The 19,558-nt window shown below is 66.5% G+C and carries 15 protein-coding genes and 5 pseudogenes; 15 read left to right on the top strand and 5 right to left on the bottom strand.

Annotated features, from left to right (window positions below; translation table 11 throughout):
• On the top strand, positions 1-1,108 hold a 1,108-nt coding region (gene kdpA, locus V7050_RS01045; protein WP_324374152.1), incomplete at its 5' end, for a potassium-transporting ATPase subunit KdpA.
• Between the two features lie 16 nt (positions 1,109-1,124).
• A pseudogene (locus tag V7050_RS01040) lies at positions 1,125-2,021 on the top strand (HAD-IC family P-type ATPase); the annotation flags it as partial.
• 51 nt (positions 2,022-2,072) lie between these two features.
• On the opposite strand, the pseudogene V7050_RS01035 reads toward V7050_RS01040, so the two are convergent.
• Positions 2,073-2,405: pseudogene (locus tag V7050_RS01035) on the bottom strand (PrpF domain-containing protein); the annotation flags it as partial.
• Positions 2,406-2,482: 77 nt separating this feature from the next.
• On the opposite strand from V7050_RS01035, the gene V7050_RS01030 reads away from it, so the two are divergent.
• The 11 genes and pseudogenes from V7050_RS01030 to V7050_RS00980 all read left to right on the top strand — a co-directional run bounded on the left by V7050_RS01030 (position 2,483) and on the right by V7050_RS00980 (position 15,362).
• The gene (locus tag V7050_RS01030) at positions 2,483-3,817 is read left to right on the top strand and encodes a TRAP transporter large permease subunit (RefSeq protein WP_324374250.1); all 1,335 of its coding nucleotides are present in this window, start codon (positions 2,483-2,485) and stop codon (positions 3,815-3,817) included.
• A gap of 23 nt (positions 3,818-3,840) precedes the next feature.
• Entirely contained in the window at positions 3,841-5,613 is a 1,773-nt protein-coding gene (locus V7050_RS01025) for a SulP family inorganic anion transporter (RefSeq protein ID WP_324374154.1), read from the top strand.
• A 2-nt stretch (positions 5,614-5,615) separates the two neighbouring features.
• Positions 5,616-7,172: a sulfatase family protein gene (locus tag V7050_RS01020; RefSeq protein WP_324374157.1), complete on the top strand. Its 1,557-nt coding sequence runs from the start codon at positions 5,616-5,618 to the stop codon at positions 7,170-7,172.
• 364 nt (positions 7,173-7,536) lie between these two features.
• Positions 7,537-7,710: pseudogene (locus V7050_RS01015) on the top strand (IS3 family transposase); the annotation flags it as partial.
• Positions 7,695-7,847 (top strand): annotated as a pseudogene (locus tag V7050_RS01010) (glycine C-acetyltransferase); the annotation flags it as partial. The pseudogenes V7050_RS01015 and V7050_RS01010, both read left to right, overlap by 16 nt.
• Entirely contained in the window at positions 7,844-8,350 is a 507-nt protein-coding gene (locus tag V7050_RS01005; protein WP_324374159.1) for an alcohol dehydrogenase catalytic domain-containing protein, read from the top strand. The pseudogene V7050_RS01010 and the gene V7050_RS01005, both read left to right, overlap by 4 nt.
• A gap of 339 nt (positions 8,351-8,689) precedes the next feature.
• A complete protein-coding gene (locus V7050_RS01000) occupies positions 8,690-10,342 on the top strand; it encodes an ABC transporter ATP-binding protein (protein ID WP_324374252.1) in 1,653 nt (550 codons plus the stop codon).
• A gap of 39 nt (positions 10,343-10,381) precedes the next feature.
• The gene (locus V7050_RS00995; protein ID WP_324374161.1) at positions 10,382-12,055 is read left to right on the top strand and encodes a peptide ABC transporter substrate-binding protein; all 1,674 of its coding nucleotides are present in this window, start codon (positions 10,382-10,384) and stop codon (positions 12,053-12,055) included.
• A 75-nt stretch (positions 12,056-12,130) separates the two neighbouring features.
• Entirely contained in the window at positions 12,131-13,081 is a 951-nt protein-coding gene (locus tag V7050_RS00990) for an ABC transporter permease (RefSeq protein ID WP_324374162.1), read from the top strand.
• Between the two features lie 36 nt (positions 13,082-13,117).
• Positions 13,118-13,996: an ABC transporter permease gene (locus V7050_RS00985; RefSeq protein WP_324374164.1), complete on the top strand. Its 879-nt coding sequence runs from the start codon at positions 13,118-13,120 to the stop codon at positions 13,994-13,996.
• A 16-nt stretch (positions 13,997-14,012) separates the two neighbouring features.
• Positions 14,013-15,362 carry an NAD(P)/FAD-dependent oxidoreductase gene (locus V7050_RS00980; protein WP_324374166.1) on the top strand — a complete coding sequence of 450 codons (1,350 nt, stop codon included), beginning with the start codon at positions 14,013-14,015 and terminating at the stop codon, positions 15,360-15,362.
• A 237-nt stretch (positions 15,363-15,599) separates the two neighbouring features.
• Here the strand turns inward: V7050_RS00980 and V7050_RS00975 are convergent, their stop codons facing one another.
• Complete coding sequence (locus V7050_RS00975) at positions 15,600-15,722, bottom strand: hypothetical protein (protein ID WP_324374168.1); 123 nt, start codon at positions 15,720-15,722, stop codon at positions 15,600-15,602.
• 548 nt (positions 15,723-16,270) lie between these two features.
• On the opposite strand from V7050_RS00975, the gene V7050_RS00970 reads away from it, so the two are divergent.
• The gene (locus V7050_RS00970; protein WP_324410177.1) at positions 16,271-17,008 is read left to right on the top strand and encodes an NAD(P)/FAD-dependent oxidoreductase; all 738 of its coding nucleotides are present in this window, start codon (positions 16,271-16,273) and stop codon (positions 17,006-17,008) included.
• A 72-nt stretch (positions 17,009-17,080) separates the two neighbouring features.
• Positions 17,081-17,917: pseudogene (locus V7050_RS00965) on the top strand (CBS domain-containing protein); the annotation flags it as partial.
• 22 nt (positions 17,918-17,939) lie between these two features.
• On the opposite strand, the gene V7050_RS20990 reads toward V7050_RS00965, so the two are convergent.
• The 3 genes from V7050_RS20990 to V7050_RS00955 all read right to left on the bottom strand — a co-directional run bounded on the left by V7050_RS20990 (position 17,940) and on the right by V7050_RS00955 (position 19,445).
• Entirely contained in the window at positions 17,940-18,149 is a 210-nt protein-coding gene (locus V7050_RS20990) for a universal stress protein (protein WP_442885676.1), read from the bottom strand.
• 643 nt (positions 18,150-18,792) lie between these two features.
• Complete coding sequence (locus V7050_RS00960; protein WP_324374173.1) at positions 18,793-19,071, bottom strand: hypothetical protein; 279 nt, start codon at positions 19,069-19,071, stop codon at positions 18,793-18,795.
• Positions 19,072-19,145: 74 nt separating this feature from the next.
• Entirely contained in the window at positions 19,146-19,445 is a 300-nt protein-coding gene (locus V7050_RS00955) for a DUF1127 domain-containing protein (RefSeq protein WP_324374175.1), read from the bottom strand.
• Positions 19,446-19,558: the final 113 nt, after the last annotated feature.

Below are 19,558 nucleotides of genomic sequence, written 5' to 3'. Positions count from 1 at the left end.
TGACCAGCAGCGCCAGGGTTTCTCCGCGGCTCTTGCTCAGCTCCAGACGCGGGCTCAGGGTCCGGTGGCGAGCCAGGTGGCGATCAAGCAGCTCGGCACCAACGGCGGCGGCTTCTTCGGGATCAATTCGGCGCATCCACTGGAGAACCCGACGATCGTCTCGAACCTGCTGCAGTGCGTCTCGATCCTGCTGATCCCGGTCGCCTTCGTCTTCCTCTTTGGGCGGATGGTCGGCGATCGCCGCCAGGGGCTTGCGCTCTTCGCCGCCATGGGCGTTCTGTTCCTGGCGGGGCTTGCGGTGATCTACGCCGGCGAGGCCGTGGGCAACCCGCTGCTCTCGGCCCTGCCGATCGACCAGGCCGCCGGCAACATGGAGGGCAAGGAGGTCCGCTTCGGCGCCGGGTTGTCGGCACTCTGGGCCGAGGCGACCACCGCCGCCTCGAACGGCTCGGTCAACGCCATGCACGACAGCTTCATGCCGCTGCCGGGTCTAGCGCTGCTTCTTAACATGCAGAGCGGCGAGGTGATCTTCGGCGGCGTCGGCGCCGGGCTCTACGGCATGCTGCTGTTCGTCGTGCTCGCGGTATTCCTGGCCGGGCTGATGGTCGGGCGCACGCCCGAGTACCTCGGCAAGAAGATCGAGGCGCGCGAGGTCAAGCTCGCGGTCCTCGCCTTCCTGTCGATGCCGCTCGGGATCCTCGTCTTCGGTGCGCTGGCGGCGACTGTTCCGGCGGCGCTCGCCGCGGTGCAGGACCCCGGCCCGCACGGCCTCTCCGAGATCCTCTACGCTTACAGCTCGGCGACCGGCAACAACGGCTCGGCCTTTGCCGGTTTCGGCGCGGCGCTGCCCTTCCACACCACGCTACAGGGGATCGCCATGCAACTCGGCCGCTTCGCCTTCATCGTGCCGATGCTGGCGATCGCCGGCAGCCTCGCGGCCAAGACGCCGGCGCAGCCGACGGCGGGAACCTTCCCGACCCACGGGCCGCTCTTCGTGGTGCTGCTGATTGCGACCGTCGTGATCCTCGGCGCGCTGACCTTCTTCCCCGTGCTGGCGCTCGGCCCGATCGCGGAAGCGGTCTCGCTCGCCGCCGGCCAGACCTTCTGACCCGGAAGCACGTCCCATGGCCCGCAAGCACGCGCAGCCGCGCTACACGCCGGCGCTCTCTACCGAGGCGCTCGCCACCTCGGTCGCCAAGCTCGATCCCCGCCGCCTCGCCCGGAACCCGGTGATCTTCGTCACCGCAGTGGTCGCGGCGCTTACCACGGTCATCCTCCTCCTGCGCCTCCTGCCTGGCGGCGGCGCAAGCGACACCGGCCTCATCCTGCAGATCGTCGTCTGGCTCTGGCTGACGGTGCTTTTTGCGAATTTCGCCGAGGCCGTCGCCGAGGGCCGCGGCAAGGCGCAGGCCGCCTCGCTGCGCGCCACAAAGGCGGAGACCAACTGCAAGAAGCTGCCGGCCGCCGATGCGCCGCGCGACGCCTGGAGCGAGGTAACGTCGTCGAGCCTCCGGCGCGGCGACGTCGTTCTGGTCGAGGCCGGCGACATCATCCCGGCCGACGGCGAGATCGTCGAGGGCGTCGCCTCGGTCGACGAGAGCGCGATCACCGGCGTGTCCGCGCCGGTGATCCGCGAGTCGGGCGGCGACCGCTCGGCGGTCACCGGCGGCACGCGGGTCGTTTCGGACTGGCTGGTGGTCAAGGTGACCGCCGAGCCGGGCAAGAGCTTCCTCGACCGCATGATCGCCCTCGTCGAGGGCGCCGAGCGGCAGAAGACGCCCAACGAGATCGCGCTCGACATCCTGCTGGTCGGCTTCACGCTGATCTTCCTGTTCGTCGTGATGACGCTCGAGCCCTTCGCCCGTTTCTCGGGCGCGACGATCCCCGTCGTATTCCTGGTGGCGCTCTTCGTCACGCTGATCCCCACCACGATCGGCGGCCTGCTCTCGGCCATCGGTATCGCCGGCATGGACCGGCTGGTGCGGGCGAACGTGATCGCCAAGTCCGGGCGGGCCGTCGAGCCCGAAGCTCTCGGCGCGGACGACCATCACCGGCATGGCGCCGTCGATCAGCGAGACGGGCACGTCGTCGATGACCTCCAGGGCCGCTCCGGTCGGAAGGAGCCGGCCGGTCTTGGCGCCGACCGCCTCGGTAAAGGCCAGGTAGACCGGCGCCGCAGTTCCAGGCACGCCGTCGATCGCGACGTCGCCTTGGTAGCGAACCCTGCCGCCCGGCGTCTGGACCATGGTCTCGATGATCTTGCCGGTATTGACGTTGTGAACCCGAACCTTGGTTTCCGGCCCGTTCGCCGGCACGAGCCCCGCCTCGATCGCGAACGGCCCTACCGCCGACAGCATGTTGCCGCAGTTCGGAGAGGTGTCGACGAACCGCTCCTCGACCTTCACCTGAGCGAAAAGATAGTCGACGTCGGCACCTTCCCGCGTCGCGGGTCCGACGATTCTCGCGCACCTTCGCGGGCGGTATCGAGGCTGCGGCCTCGTCCGGCGGCACGGTCATGCCGCCGGTGATGGGCGTGGCGGCCTTCATCCTCGCCTCGATGACGGCAGTGCCCTATGGCGACGTGATCGTCGCCGCTCTGATCCCCGCCATCGCCTATTTCTTCTGCCTATTCCTTTCGGTTGTCTTCCAGGCACGCCGGCAGAACATCCAGGCGGTCGGCGAGTTCACCCAGGACATGCACATGAGCCGTCAGGACATCCTGAACCTGGTCATGATCTTCGCGCCGATCTTCCTGATCACCGCCCTGCTGCTGACCTCGAAGGAAGCGGTCGGCTGCGGCCCGTTCGGCGCGCTTCTGGGCGCCGAGCAGACGATCACCGATAACGGCTGCTCCGCGCGGAACCTGCCCTGGGTGCTGCAACTCGTTCAGAACGCGGCCGGTGACGTGGGCGGGGCCGGATGGTGGGCGGTGCTGCTGCTGATGGGGCTCTTGTTCCTCGATCCGGCCATGCGGGCCGCACCGTGCAAGCTGATCGACGCGCTGTCCGATGCCGGTACGCTGATCGCTACCCTTTATCTGATGTTCCTCGTCGTGACGATCATCGACTTCAGCCTGAAGATGACCGGCATGCCCTTCTACATCTCTCTCGACGTGCTGCAATGGCTCAACAGCCTGAATCTCGGCGAAGGCGGTGCGGGCATCTTCCAGTTCCTGGCGCTGGCCGTGACGATGCTGCTGGCCATCCTCCTGGGCATGGGCATGCCCGCGGCGCCGGCCTTCATCAACGTGTCGCTGCTGATGGGGCCGGTGTTGGCCGGGCTGGGACTGTCGATATTCACCGCAAACATGTTCATCTTTTACTTCGCGGCGGCCTCGGCCATCACGCCGCCGGTGGCGCTGGCGGCCTATGCCGCCGCCTCGATCACCAAGGCCGATGCGATCATGACCGGCTTTTCGGCGGTCCGCTCGGGGATCGTGATGTTCGTCATCCCGTTCATCTTCGCAGCCTATCCGGAGCTCCTGCTGATCCCGCAGGCAGTCCTGGATCCGCAGGAAACCGGCATCGTCTACTTGCCGGGCTACGATGGCGAGGTCCACGTCCTGCACCTTCTGCTGCTGATCCTGCGGCTCACTGTCGCGCTCTATCTGTTGGCCAGTGCGCTCGCCGCGTTCGACTTCGCCCGGCTGCGGACCTGGCAGGTGGTGCTGCGTCTGGCGCTCGCTGTCGGGATCATCCTGCACGATCCGTTGATCCACGGCATCGCCACAGCTGCCGGCGTGGTTCTGGTGGTGGCCCACTACCTGATCGCCAGGAATTCGGGCTCTGCCCCGGTCAGGACTGCGGCCGAAGGTTAGGCCGGACGACCCGAGAAACGCTGATGGCAGGCTGGGCCCGGAACGCGACCACGCGTCTTTCGCCGCGTCGCCCCTGGCACAAGGACGTGACGCGGGAGACCCTGCGAAAGGACGCTTTCGCGGGCCTCACCGGGGCGGCCATCGTCCTTCCTCAAGGCGTCGCTTTCGCTCTGATTGCAGGTCTGCCGCCTGAATACGGTCTGTTCTCGGCCATCGTCGTCGCCGTGATCGCCGCGCTTTGGGGCTCGTCCCGGGTGATGGTGTCGGGCCCCACAACGGCGATTTCGGCTCTGGTCTTCGTGACCCTGTCTGCCTTCGCAACAGCGGGCACGCCCGCCTTCACCGCGCTGGCGATCACGCTGACGCTGATGGTCGGAGTGATGCAGCTGATCGCGGGCCTTGCCGGGCTCGGCGCGCTCATCGCCTTCGTTTCCCATTCGGTCATCGTCGGTTTCACCGCAGCGGCCGCCGTGTTGATCGCGGTATCGCAGTTGCCGGCGATCTTCGGCGTGGATGTCGGACGTGGCGGCGAGGTGGTCGAGCGGATTTCCCGCCTGTTGCCGGAGTTGGGCGCCGTGCATTGGAGCACGTTCATTGTCGGCTGCGTCACTCTCGCCAGCGTCGTCGTCATGCAGAAGATCGACCGGCGGCTCCCGGCCTTCGTACTCGCGCTCGTCCTCGGCGGCCTCGTGGCACAGCTTCCAGTCTGGCCCGAAGGCCAGATCGCGTTCTTCTCGCCGCTGGAGTCGGTCGTCCCGGCGCTGACGACACCGTCCCTCGATCTCGACCTCTGGGGTCAGCTTCTGCCGGGGGCCGCCGCGATTGCGTTCGTCGGCCTGCTCGAAGCGATCTCGATCGGCAAATCCTTCGCCGCGCGCCGAGGTGACAAGTACGACAGCAATCAGGAGCTGATCGGTCAGGGCCTGTCCAACGTCGTGGGCAGCGTCACGCAATGCTATGCAGGCTCCGGTTCCTTCACGCGCTCCGGCGTAAATCTGGATAGCGGGGCTCAAACACCCCTGTCTGCCGTCTTCGCGTCCGCATTCCTCCTGCTTGCCCTGCTCGTCGTCGGCCCGCTTGTGCCGCTCGTTCCCGCACCTGCGATGGCTGCGGTCATTCTCTACGTCGCGTGGCGGCTCCTGAACGTTCGCGAGGTCCGGCACATCGTGAAAAGCGGAGGCAGCGAAACCCTCATCCTGCTGTCGACCTTCTTCACCGGCGTCTTCTCCGAACTCGACTTCGCGATCATGGTCGGCGTCGTCGTGTCACTCGTCGTCTTCCTGAAAGACAGCGCACAGCCGCTTGTCGCGGTCGGCGCGCCAACCACGGCCCATGGCCGCAGAGTTTTCAGGAATGCCGAGACGCTGGGACTGCCGGTATGTCCGCAGATCCGCATGACGCGGGTCGAGGGGCCCATCTTCTTTGCCTCGGTCGAACACATCGAGCGCGAGTTCGACCGGATCGAGGCGCGCGCAGAGGGCCCGCAGACCCGCATTCTCGGACTGAAAGGCGTTAGCAAGATCGACCTCACAGGTGCGGACTTCCTGATCGAACGCGCGAAGAAGGCGCGCGAGCAAGGCGGCGACATGCATCTCATCGCGGCGGCGGCTCCTACATTGCGGACGCTGGAGCGGCTTGGGGTCTTGCGCTTCGTCGGGCAGGAAAACGTTCACACCCACAAGACCGAAGCCATCGCCGAAGCCGTGCGGCGCGCGGACGATCGCATCTGCCGGCAATGCACCCTGCGCGTCTTCAAGGAATGTGCGGGCAAGCCCGGACCGGACGACAAGGAGTGACCATGACCGACCGACCGGACTTTCTCGTCATTATGACCGACCAGCACCGCTGGGACTGGCTCGGGTGCAATGGCCATCCGGTCGTCAGGACGCCGAACATCGATCGCATCGCGGCGCACGGCACATCGTTCGACCAGTATTTCGTGGCCTCTCCGGTGTGCATGCCGAACCGCGCGAGCTTCATGACGGGGCGGTTCCCGACGGTTCACGGGCTCCGCTACAACGGCTGCCATCTACCGATCGAAGCCAATACCGTCGTCGATGTCCTGCGCGCGGGCGGCTACCGGACCGGGGCCATCGGCAAGTCTCATCTTCAGCCGATGATCGGGCGAAGGGTCCCGGCCAGGAGTGATGCCGGTCCGATCCCGGAAGCGTGGAAGGTCGATGAAAGCCTATACGAGGAAGAGCAGCCGAGCCGGTATCGCGGCGAGGATGGCTATCGCATTCCGTTGCCCTATTATGGCTACGATCACATCGATATGGTGACGGATCACGGCACCGAAGCCGGCGGACATTACCGCCAGTGGCTGCGTCGCAATTACCCGCAGGTGGCCGAAGATCCGATGCGCGGGCTGCCGCACAATTACACGGTGCCGCAGGCATTGCGCCCCGACATGCCGGAAGAGGCCTACACGACGTCCTACATCCGGGACCAAGCGATCGAGTATCTCGTGGATCAGGCGGGGTCGGAGCAGCCGCTCTTCACCTTCGTGTCGTTCCCGGACCCCCACCACCCGTTCAACCCGCCGGGCCGTTACTGGGACATGTACAGCCCCGACCAATTCGATCTGGGCACGCGCTATGTCGATCACAAGGCGCCACCCGTGCCGCTGGCAAAGCTGCGCGAAGACTACGAAGCCGGCACGCCGCCGGCCGCGCGCACGTTCTCGTTTATGGCGCCTGAACGGCATCTGCGCGAAGCGATGGCTCTAACGGCCGGAATGATCACGATGATCGACGAGGCGGTGGGCGGGATTCTCGCTGCCCTGGAGGCCTCGGGGCGTGCCGACAGGACCGTGGTGATATTCACCTCGGATCATGGCGACTACCTCGGGGACAGCGATCTTCTCCTGAAGGGGCCCTGGATGCGGGAGTCGATCAACAAGGTGCCCCTGATCTGGAGCGATCCGTCCGATCCGGAACAACCGGCCCGATGTGCCGCGTTGACATCGACGGTCGATATCGCGCCCTCGATCCTCCAGCGGGCCGGCCTCGTGCCTTACAATGGTATGCAGGGAAGATCATTCCTGCCCGTCCTCGGCGACGAAACGGCGGAACGGCGCTCCGATGTCCTGGTGGAATATAACGACGCCAACGAGCGGCAAGGCTACCGTTCTCCGGCCCGGATCAGAACCCTCGTTACCGAGGATTGGACATTGATCGTGCCCGCAGGCGAAGGGTGGGGCGAGCTCTATGATCGGAAGGCGGACCCGGAAAACATCGACAACAAATGGGTGGACCGGGATTTCGCGGACGTCCGGGCCAGATTGACCGATCGTCTTCTGGATCGCGTGATCGCGCAAATGGACGAGAGCCCGAAAGCAGTTCATCCCGCATAAGGTCGGCGCATGACGTGACTCGCGCGGATGCGTTGATGAGGACAAACCACTCCCTGAGCGAAGATCGTGCCGGGACCGTTCGAGATGAGCAGGCCGATCGGGATCTGGAGCGGGAGCGCCTGCTCTTCGGTGGTTTTGACCTTTCCCTTGACGTTGTCCCCGCGGGCCGGGCCATTGCGAGCTGGATTTTCCACCTTTGAATGAGCGAAGGAGGACGATCCATGAAGCGCGGCAGGTTCACTGACGAGCAGATCATCACCGTGCTGAAGGAGAACGAGGTGTCCGCCGTCAGCGCCCATGGGACGGTGTGAGGTGATTGAGCAACGGAGGGTTTCTGGCTCATCGTAACCGCCAAGGAGTGGAGATGAGCCAGAAACCCGGGACGCAGAGAGCGGCTGCCGAGAAGGCGGTGAAGGAGATCCGTCGGGCGACGCGGAAGCAGCATTCGGCGGAAGAGAAGATCCGGATCGTGCTGGCCGGGCTGCGCGGCGAGGACAGCATCGCCGAGCACTGCCGGCGCGAGGGGTCTATGTCATCGGCTTCTCGTTTCCGGTAGTGCCGCGCGGGCAGGCGCGCATCCGCACCCAGATGTCCGCCGCCCATTCCCCCGAGGACGTGGCGGCGGCGATCGAGGCCTTCGCCGCCGTCGGGCGCGAACTGGGAGTGATCGCATGAAGAACGAGATGCTGGCACTCGTGAAGGCGCGGCCGGAGCCGGGGCTCTGGATGCAGGAGGTCCCGATCCCCGAACCGGGGCCGAACGACGTGCTGATCAAAGTTACGAAGAGCGCCATCTGCGGCACCGACGTGCACATCTGGAACTGGGATGCTTGGGCGGCGGCGACGGTGCCGGTGCCGATGGTGGTCGGGCACGAATTCGTTGGGCGCGTCGCCGACACCGGCGCCGCGGTGACGCGGTTCAAGCATGGCGAGCGGGTGTCCGGGGAGGGGCATATCGTCTGCGGCTTCTGCCGCAACTGCCGCGCCGGGCGAGGGCATCTCTGCCGCAACACGCTCGGCGTGGGAGTGCACCGGCCGGGGAGCTTCGGAAGCTCGAGGCAATGCTCCCAAAGGCCGCCGCCAGAACCCTCGACATCCTCGGAGCTACCACAGCCGCGGCCCTTCGCGCCAGACGAATGTGCGAGCTACTTCAACACCTCGGGCGCCGAACCGGAATGATCGGAATCTGCTCAAATGGCGCCGGATGGGGTATGATCCGGTGCATGGCGACTCGCGGGGAGCTTCGCCGATCGGGATGACGCATCGGGGTATGCAGCAAACCTCACAGGAGCGCCCGCTGGGCTTCCTGAGGACGGCCGATCGGGCGGACAGGGCGCAGCGAGAAATGCCGATTCCGGCCTTCGCTTAAAAAGTTCCTGCCGCCCGTGTGCTGCATTTCGGAGATTCTGCTGGGACAGAATAGCCAAACTCATTGGCACAACGGAGCGATCCGAAGACGCAATCCGCGGCAGGAGTACCGGCGCGGTCGAAAAGGGGAGGATCTTTGTGGTTGCAAGCATCCAGGCTGTACCCCCCCACGAGGCGGCGCTTTCGGTGCGTGGGCTGACCGTAAGCTTGCCGAAAGGGATGGAACGGACCAACGCCGTCCAGGACATCTCGTTCGATCTCGAGCGCGGGCAGATCCTGTGCGTCATCGGCGAGTCCGGGTCGGGCAAGTCTGTCACCGCAAATGCGATCATGGGGCTTCTGTCCAAGGTGATCCGCGTCGCGTCGGGTGCAATCCACCTGGACGGGACGAACATCGTGGGCATGCCGACCGAGAAACTGCGCGACCTGCGCGGCCGGGTCGTGTCGATGATCTTCCAGGACCCGCTCTCGGCGCTCAATCCGCTGATGACGGTCGGCGCGCAGATCACCGAGGTGATGGCGGCGCATGGCGTCGGCACGCCGGAATCGCGTCGCGCCCGCGCCATCGAGCTTTTGGCCGAGGTGGGTCTGCCCGATCCCGAGCTCATGTATCACCAGTATCCGTTCCGGCTTTCCGGCGGGCAGCGGCAGCGGGTGATGATCGCCATGGCGCTTACGCTCGAGCCGACGATCCTGATCGCGGACGAGCCGACGACCGCGCTCGACGTGACCACCCAGGCGCAGATCCTGAAGCTGATCCGCGACATCCAGCGCCGCAAGGGTATGAGCGTGATGTTCATCACCCACGACTTCGGGGTGGTGGCCGAGATCGCCGACAGCGTCGTGGTGATGGAGAAGGGGCGCCTCGTCGAGCAGGGCAGCGCCGAGCAGGTCCTGAAGTCGCCCCGCCATCCCTATACCCGGCGCCTGATCGCGGCCGTCCCGCATCTGACCGGCAAGGACCGCCCTCCCCTGAAGACTGCCAGCGAGGCGCCGATCCTGAAGGTCGAGGGCCTGGTGAAGACCTATCGCAGCGGCAGCGCGCTGTTCGGCTCGCAGCGGATCGTGCCGGCGGTGAGGGAGGTGTCCTTCGACCTGGCGCCCGGCCGCACGCTGGGCGTCGTCGGCGAGAGCGGTTCCGGCAAATCGTCGCTGGGTCGGCTGCTGATCAAGCTCATGGACAGCGACGGCGGGCGGATCGTGTTCGAAGGCCGCGACATCGCCCAGCTCTCCGAGCCCAAGTTCCGAACGCTGCGGCCGCAGATCCAGATGATCTTCCAGGATCCATTCGCCTCGCTCAACCCGCGCTCGACGATCGGCCAGATCCTGACCGTCGGCCCGGTCGCGCACGGCATGCCCTATGCCAAGGCGCGCGAGGAGGCGCGGGCGCTTCTCGCCCACGTCGGGCTCGATGCCGGCGCCTTCGGCCGATATCCGCACGAGTTCTCCGGCGGGCAGCGCCAGCGAATCGGCATCGCGCGGGCATTGATGTTCAAGCCGAAGCTCCTGGTCGCCGACGAGGCGGTCTCGGCGCTCGACGTGTCGATCCAGGCCCAGATCCTGAAGCTCCTGGATCAGGTCCAGCGGGAGACCGGCGTGTCGATGATCTTCATCACCCACGACCTGCGGGTCGCCAGCCAGATCAGCGACGAGATCGCGGTGATGCAGAAGGGGCGGATCGTCGAGCACGGGCCGCCGTCGCAGATCTTCCTGAATCCGCAGTCGGCCTACACGCGCGAACTGGTGGCGGCGATCCCGGGAGAGCAGCCCGGGGCCGCCCGCTCGGTCGCGGCAAACGGCTGAGAACCAAGGCGAGCATCACCCTAATACGGAGGAGAAATCATGAACCAACGTCCTGAGACTATGGCCAACTTCCCGCGGCGCGCGGCGCTGCGACTGTTGGCGGTGACGGGGGCTGTCGGCCTCATCGCGCTCAATCTGCTGGGCGAGCCGGCCTTCGGGCAGACCCCCCCGGCGGCCCCCAGCGGCCGCGTCGTCGTTGGGCTTTCGCAGGAGCCCACGGTCTTCAATCCGCTGATGGCGAAGATCGAGACCGATGACGGCGTGCACTTCTCGATTTTCGACGCGCTCTTCCGCATCGATCCGCAGGGCGTCATCCAGCCGAACCTCGCGGTCGAGGTGCCGACCCAGGAGAACGGCGGCATCTCGCAGGACGGCCTCGAATGGCGCATCCGCCTGCGCGACGACGTCCGCTGGCACGACGGCGAGCCCTTCACCGCCGAGGACGTGAAGTTTACCCTCGAGCTCATCACCAACCCGGACTTCCGCGCCTGGCGCACGACCGGCCACTCGCTGCTGCGCGACATCACCGTGGTCTCGCCCACCGAGATCACCTGGCGGATGGAGGAGGCCTTCGCGCCCTATCTGTCGTTCCTGACCGAGACCTTCATCGTGCCCAAGCACGTCCTGGAGAAGGAGGCCGATCCCAATGCCGCCGCCTTCAACCAGGCGCCGATCGGCACCGGCGCGTTCAAGTGGGGGCAGCGGGTCGCGGGTGACCACATCGAGCTCGTCGCCAACCCCGACTACTTCGGCGAAGGCCCCTATATCGAGCGGCTGGTCTTCAAGTACATCCCGGATGTCACCGTCCTCTACACCCAATTCAAGAGCGGTGACATCGACCTGGTCGGCAATGCGTTCATCACCGCGGACAATTACGCGGAAGCCAGCAATCTGCCGGGGCGGGTCGTGACGCTGGTGCCGTCGCCCGCGGTCGAGTCGATCTACCTGAACCTCGAGCGCCCGCAGTTCAAGGACCCGGCGGTCCGCGAGGCGCTCTACGCGGCCATCGACAGGCAGGGGGTCATCGACGCGCTCTACTACGGCGTGCCGACGACGACCGAAACTTTCCTGCCGCCGCAGTCCCCCTACCGTAATCCGGACCTTCCGGCGCAGAGATACAACCTGGAGCGCGCGGCCCAGATCCTCGACGAGGCCGGCTGGCTACCCGGGCCGGACGGAATCCGCGCCAAGGACGGCGTGCGGCTGTCCTTCGCCAACTCGACCACCGCGGGCCACCACCTGCGGGAGCAGACCCAGCAGTTCCTGCAGCAGACGTTGGCCGAGATCGGCGTCGAGATGACCATCTCGAACCTGCCGGCGGCGGTGATGTGGGGCGAGTTCTGGTCGCAGTCGCAGTTCGACACGGCCATGGTGGGGATCACCTATCAGATCGGCGGCGACCCGGACGTCACCAACCGCTTCCACACGCGGGCGATCGCCGCGCAGGGCGGCAGCGGCTCGAACAACGCGCAATACTCGAACCCGGAGGTCGATGCCCTGCTTGAGGAAGGCGTTCGCACCTTCGATCCGGAAAGGCGGCGCGAGATCTATTATCGCGTGCAGGAGCTGGTCCGTGGCGACCTGCCTTTCCTGCCCCTTTTCCAGAACACGCAGGTGCGGGGGCACAAGGAAGGGCTGCACGGGGTCGAGGCCAACCCCAACACCCGCACGGAATCCTGGAACGCCGCGGCCTGGTACTGGGCGAGCTCGTGAAGGCGGCCGCCGCCCGGGCCCAGCCCCGGGCGGCGGCAACTCACCGACATCATCCTCGCACCCATGGAGGGCTGAATGCGCGCGTTCCTGCTTAGCCGCCTCTCGCAGAGCCTGGTGCTCCTGGTGATCGTCTCGATCATCGGCTTCACCATCCTGAACCTCATCCCCGGCGGCCCAATGGCGCAGTACGGGCTCGATCCGGGCATGACCGCGGACGATCTCGAGCGACTGAAGGAGCAACTGGGCCTGAACCGGCCGATCTGGGCGCAGTATCTCGACTGGGCCTGGCGGCTCGTGCAGGGCGACTGGGGCCACTCGTTCCGCGACGGCGCGCCGGTCGTGTCGGTGATCGGCCGGCATGTCTTCGCCACGCTGCTGCTGATGGGGTCCTCCACGGTGATCGCGATCGCGCTCGGCACCTGGATCGGCATTCGCGGCGCCACCCACCGCTACTCGGGCTTCGACTACGTGGCGACGATCGGCGCCATGGTCGCGCTGTCGATCCCGACCTTCTGGTTCGGCCTCGTCGGCATCTACGTCTTCTCGCTGCAGCTCGGGTGGCTGCCTGCGGGCAACATGTACACGATCGGCGACGGCTCGGTGCTCAATTACCTGCACCACCTGATCCTGCCGAGCATCGTATTGGCGCTCGTGCATGTCGCGATCTGGAGCCGCTACATGCGGACCGCGACGCTCGACGTCATCAGCCAGGAGTTCGTCAAGACCGCCCGCGCCAAGGGCCTGAGCGAGCGCCGGATCCTGATGAAGCACGTCGTGGGCAACGCGCTCCTGCCGATGATCACCCTGGCCGGCATGCAGCTGCCGAGCCTGCTGACCGGCGCGCTCGTCACCGAGACGGTCTTCACCTGGCCGGGGATGGGGCGGCTGTTCCTCGACAGCCTCGGCTACAGCGACTACCCGGTGGTGATGGGCCTTTTGATGTTCTCGGCCATCCTCGTGATCGCCGGCAACCTGATCGCCGACATCGTCATCGCCATCGTCGACCCGCGCATCCGTCTCGCCTGAGCGCGCAACCCCACGCCCGAACAGGAGTCAGCCGACATGACCGCTCTCGCCGACTACGTAGGTCCGAGCCGCTGGTGGCACAACCGCTCGGTGCGCCGCTTCATGAGTCACCGCCTGGCGCTGCTCGGGCTGGCGATGATCACCGCGCTGACGCTGGCGTGCGTCATCGGCCCCTGGCTGCTGCCCTACGACATGCTCCAGATCGACATCCGCGCCCGCTTCGCCCCGCCGCTGACCGGCGACCATTATCTCGGCACCGACCCCCTCGGGCGTGACCAGGCGGCGCGGCTGCTGATGGCAGGACGGGTGTCGCTGCTGGTGGGCTTCTTCGCCATGGTGCTATCGACGATTGTCGGAACGATTGTCGGCGTCATCGCCGGCTATCGCGGCGGCTGGGTCGGGGCGGCGCTGATGCGCACCGTCGACGGCTTCCTGGCCTTTCCCTCGATCTTCCTGGTGCTGGCGATCGCCGCGGCGCTGAAGCCGAGCCCCGCGATGATCACCGTCGTCATCGCGATCACCAGCTGGATGCAGGTCGCCCGCATCGTCGAGGCCGAGGTCCGCTCGCTCAAGGAGCGCGAGTTCGTCCAGGCCGGGCGGATGCTGGGCCTGAGCGGAACCCACATCATGTTCCGCGAGATCCTGCCGAACGCCACCGGCCCGATCATCGTGGCGGCCACCCTGACCGTCGCCCACGCGATCCTGCTCGAGGCCTACATCAGCTTCCTCGGCTACGGCATCCAGCCGCCGCTGCCGAGCTGGGGCAACATGCTGAACGGCGCCCAGCAGTATCTGGCCACCGCGCCGTGGCTCGCCATCATCCCCGGGGCCGCCATCACCATCGCGGTGACGAGCTTCAACTTCATCGGCGACGGCCTGCGCGACGCGCTCGACGTCCGCGACGACCACATCTGACCCAGGAAGGCCGGCCATGACGCTCGCGTTCGACAGTGGGGCCGCGCGCGGCGAGGAGCTGCGCGCGCCGGCCGCGGACAAGAACACGCCGTTCTGGTGGGAAGCGGCACCGGTCAGGCCGCTGCCGCGGCAGCCGCTGGCCAAGAAGGTCGACGTGGCGATCGTCGGCGCGGGCTATGCCGGACTTTCGGCCGGGCTGGTGCTGGCCCGCGCGGGGCGGTCGGTCGCGGCCTTCGATGCGATGAGGCCAGGCGAGGGTGCCTCGTCGCGCAACGGCGGAATCACCAGCGGAAGCATCCGGCCCGATTACGCAACGATCGCCCGGCGCTTCGGCGAGGAGAAGGCGATAGCCATCGAGGCCGAGGGCAAGGTCGCCCGAGAGTTCCTCTACGACTTCATCAGGACCGAAGGGCTCGAGTGCGACTTCCGACGGACTGGCCTGTTCAAGGGCGCGCTCGGATACGATCAGTACGGGACGATGGCCCGCGGCGCCGAGGCGCTGGCCAAGCGCCTCGGGATCGAGTCCTACGCCGTCCCGCATGCCGAGCAGCGCAACTACATCGGCACCGACTTCTACCGCGGCGGCACCGTCCGGATGGACATCGGCGGGCTGCACCCGGCCAAGTTCCACGCCGAGCTCCTGCGGGTGGCGCTGGCTTCGGGTCTGATCGTGCATGCGAGCACGCCCGTCACTGCGATCGAGCGGGACGTCGACGGATTCCGGGTCGCGACCTCGGCCGGGACGGTGCAGGCGCGGCAGGTCCTGGTCTGCACCAACGGCTACACCGACGGCGCGGTCCCCTTCCTGCGCCGCCGGCTGGTGCCGGTGCGCAGCCGGATCATCGTCACCGAGGAGCTCGCGCCCGAGATGATGGCGCGGCTGATGCCGAAGCTGATGATGACGGGCGAGAACCGCCAGCTCGGCTTCTACTACCGCCCCACGCCCGACGGCCGACGCATCCTGCTCGGCGGCCGCGACAGCTCGCGCGTGGGCGACCCGGCGGCGCCGACGCTGCGTCTGCGCAAGGGACTGATGGAGCTCTTCCCGGAACTGGCGAAGGTTCGGCTTTCGCACTGCTGGTTCGGCAACGTCGCGATGCACCGCGACATGCTGCCCCGCATCTTCGAGAAGGACGGCGTGGTCTATGCCACCGGCTTCTGCGGCTCCGGCGTGGTCTGGGCGCCGTGGGTCGGCACGCGGGCTGCCCACAAGCTGATGGGGGACGGCGAGCGCGCGCGCACCGCCTTCGACTTCCGGCCGCCTGCAGCGATCCCGCTCTATCGCGGCAATCCCTGGTTCATGCCGGCCGTCATCCAGGGCTATGGCCTGCTGGACCGCATCGCCTGGTGGCGCGCCAAACGTTGAGAGCCGGAAGTCACCAAGGCATTCCCGAGCTGAGAACGACGGGGCTTGGATCAAGCCGGCCCTTCAGCGGCCAGAGAGAAGAGCGTCATGCACTACATATCCACGCGCGGTGATCAACGCCCACGATCTCGGCCACTTCGAGCGCATGTCGCGCGTGCTCCAGGGCGAGACCGCACGGGCCGAGCGGCTGATCGCAAGTGTACTTTGAGCAACGAGGGCCCCAGTCGCGGCGTTCGCTTATTGGACCTCCTTGATGATCGGTGCATGCGACATGGCGAGGCTTTTCGCCATCGCCCAGCTGCTGTCCATCGCGCCGGTCGTGACCAGCACGACGTGAAGCAGCGCGAGGACGCGGATCATGGCGGCTACTCCTCCTGGGTGGAGCCGCGGCATCCGCCGATCCACTTGCCGCGGATGCGACGCTCGAAGGTAATCGCCAGCGCGTTGGGATCGAAGTCGAGCACCACAACTTTCCAGTCTCAAGGATACTGAGGAGCGTCAGCGGAAAGTGCGGGTCTGGGCGTCGCGATCGGCCGGAAGTATCGTTGTTGCGGACCGATCGAAAGAAATTGCCGCGAGAGAGGTCCGAGGCCCCGACTCGAGGGGCAGTCCGAAGACGGAAGTCCCGAAAAGCAACCGCCTGGCGACTGCTCGAGATTGCGGCGGTGCCGCGGCCGAGGGTGCAAATCCTCGGCCGTCAGGCGGGCTGACGGTCCTTAAGAACCAAGCAGCACCACTTCGCAGGTTGCGCCGCCGCCCCCGAACTGGAACTCGGTCGGGCTTAAGCAGATCGTATCTATCAAGCGATCAAAAGGCCCGCACATCTGGCGAAGTCCCAGGTGATTTCGGCACATTCTTTCGAGCGCACGATGCGATGAAGGGCTGATCGGAACTTTGCTTCCGCATTCTTGGCAGCCGAGGTTGGTGGAAACATGTCGCCCCGAGTCGAAAGCATTCACAGCGATGAGCGTCTTCCGGCCGAGGCCGATGTCGTCATCGTCGGCGGCGGCATCCTCGGCTCTACGGCCGCCTACTTCCTGGCGAAGCGTGGCCTCTCTGTGGCTCTGCTCGAGAAGGGCCACGTCGCCTGTGAACAATCGAGCCGAAACTGGGGCTGGTGCCGCCAGCAGAACCGCGATCGCCGCGAACTGCCGCTCTCGGTGCTCTCCATGCGACTGTGGGACGAGCTGACGCGCGATATCAATCGGGACCTTGGATTTCGACGCTGCGGTCTCGTCTATGCCACTCACGACGAGGCTGTGCTGGCCGGCTGGGAAAGGTGGCGCGAGGTCGCCAGGGAGTACGAGGTCGGCACCCGCATCCTGAGCCGGGCGGAGGTGGCTGAGCGCGTCCCCGAAGCGCGCGACAAATGGGTCGGCGGGTCCTATTCGGAGCGGGACGGTAAGGCCGAACCTGCGCTCGCCGCGCCGGCTATCGCCGATGGGGCCAGAGCTCTGGGCGCCACGATTCACCAGGAATGCGCCGCGCGGGCGCTGGACTTGGCCAATGGCAAGATTGCGGGCGTGCACACGGAGAAGGGCTACATCAGAACCAGCGCGGTGCTGTGCGCCGCTGGCGCCTGGTCCTCGCGCTTCCTTAGGCCGCTCGGGATCCGTTTCCCCCACCCGATGAACAGAAGCAGCTGATGCGCGACCTTGCGCAGGAGGATCGGCATCCGCCGCCTCGCCGATCATGCCGAGGACACCGCCGGCGCGATCATGACCGCCGACTATGCGACTCTTGGAGCGGACATAACCGCGCGCGAGGCGATTGCCGCGCTGCGCCTGGAGGCTCCCGACAAGGAGACGATCTACCGCTCCTACATCCTCGATGACAGCCGTCGCCTGATCGGCTCGATCCAGCTGCACGAACTGGTCCTGGCCGCCGACGACACGCTGGTCAGCGCGATCATGGATCCGCGGCCGATCTCGGTCACGGTCGATACGGATCGCGAAGATGTCGCAAAGACGATAGAGCGCTACGACATTCTGGCCGTGCCGGTCGTCGATGCGGAAGGCAGGCCGGTGGGCATCGTCACCCATGACGACGCCGCCGATGCGATACAGGCCGAAGCGACCGAGGACTTCCAGCGGATCTCGACCGTGTTGCCGTTCACGCAGAGCTTGCGCGAGGCGGGGATCGGCGTGCTCTATTCGAAACGCATCGTCTGGCTGACGCTTCTGGTGTTCGGCAATCTCTTTTCCGATGCCGGCGTCGCGCATTTCGGGGAGAAGATTCTCGCCTCTGGTGTTCTTCCTGCCGCTGCTGATCGACAGCAGCGGCAATGCCGGCTCGCAATCGGCCACGCTGATGGTCCGGGCCCTTGCGACCGGGGATGTGGCGCTGAGGGACTGGCGCGACCTAATCCTGCGCGAACTGGTCATCGCGGCGGCGCTCGGCGCGTCCATGGCGCTGGTGGTCCTTCCGCTCGGGCGCTGCGCGGCGGGCCCCAGATCGCGCTGGTCGTCGGGCTGACGATGTTTCTCGTGGTGATCGTAGGCAGCCTCGTCGGCATGTCGCTGCCGTTCCTGCTCAGCCGCCTGCGGCTCGATCCGGCGACGGCGAGCGGGCCGCTGGTCACGACGATCTCGGACGGCGTTGGCGTGGTGGTCTATTCTCGATCGCGACGCTGGTACTGGCCGCCTGACCAGGCCGTCCACCGGTCGGAGCAGGGTGGCAGATCAGGACGTCGCAGGCGGCATCGCGCAGCACCCGCCGGGTCACGCTGCCGATGAATGCGCGCCGGATCAGGCTGGCGCGGCCCGGGCCGAGCGCGATGAGGTTCACGTTTCGGGCGGCGCGTCGCGCGGACCAGCGTCCTTGCCGGCGGGCCGTGCAGCACGCGCGTCGTGGCGCGCGGCGCAACCGTGGCGGCAAGCGCGCGCAAACCGTCCCGGGCGCTCCGGGTCAGCGCGTCCCGGTGGGTAAGCGCCGCCCGATCGGTGTCGATACGCAACATCGCCTCTTCGAGTTGCGGTGCGATCTGGACGGCCTGGACCAGGTGCAGCCGGGCGTCCGGCAGCAAGGCGGCCACGAAGGCGAAGCCTCCGGATGCGTCGTCCGCGCCACCCGTCGCGAAAAGGACGCGGTCGTAGCTTCCGGTGTGGAGGCGCTTCACGACCAGGACCGGCGCGCGGCCCGCTGCGATCACCCTGTCGGTTGTCGATCCGACAAACCCGCGCGACCAGCCGGCCATCATGATGCACGCACATTACAGCGATATCCGGCCGGAGATCCGCGCAGATTTCGATGAGGCGCAGAGCAGGCGATCCGGCTTCGATACATATCACCGCATCAGACGCGTTCGCGCGATGCCGGGTCAGGGCCGCTTCGATCCTGACCTGCACGGCCCGCGCCGCCTCCCGATGCAGGTTGTCATGCCAGAGCGAGGCCTGCTTGTGCTCCCAAAGGTCGATGATGTGAACGATGGTCAGAGCGGCACGATGTGTTGCGCGGCGGAACAGGCCGTCATCACCGGTGTCATGGCAAACGCGACGCCATTTCGCACCAGGCCCGGCACTGCGTCGTCATCACACACGGACGGAACGATGTGGTGGGCCGGGAAACCGCGGAATGTCCGGCCCCCGTCATCCTCCCACCGGGCGATGCAGGCCTCGCCTGGCGATCTCGGTTCGGTGCCCGGTGCATGATGGCGCCGCGGTCGGGACATGGAAGGGAAGAGTTCGTCGAAGTCAGCTGCGGAGATCATGATCGGTCCTTTCCGTCCGTTCAAACCGTCCGGTGGGTGCCCGTGCGTCCGACGATCGCACGCACGGGCGCCGTTCACGCCGCCAGCTGAAACGCGTCAGATTCCTCATCTGCTTCGGTCTTGGGACCGGCCAAAGGGCTCATGCGGAGTTCCCGATCGGTGAGTTCTTCCGCAAAGCGCGGAATATCGGCGCGGTGAATTCCGATGTCGGCAAGCATCCAGTCATCCAAGTCATTCAGTACCTGGATCATCTTGCTCCGCTGCCAGCGCCGTACCGCCGCGGTCATCCACTGGCGGAGACGGTGGGCGCCGTCATTCGCGATGTGCCCGCGCCACGCAGGGTCGAGCATTTGGCTTGTCAGGTATCCGGACATGTCATCCTCCGATTCCGAGATTGCTGAAACCCAAAGCTTCAACGCGGCGCGGCCGGGAGCACGAGACACAAGCTCCGCGTGCAAGGAACCCGGCGGCGCAGGCGCCTCCGCTT

Source organism: Amaricoccus sp. (assembly GCF_036846665.1).
GTDB lineage: Bacteria > Pseudomonadota > Alphaproteobacteria > Rhodobacterales > Rhodobacteraceae > Amaricoccus.
This window is presented reverse-complemented; position numbering and strand designations above follow the sequence as displayed.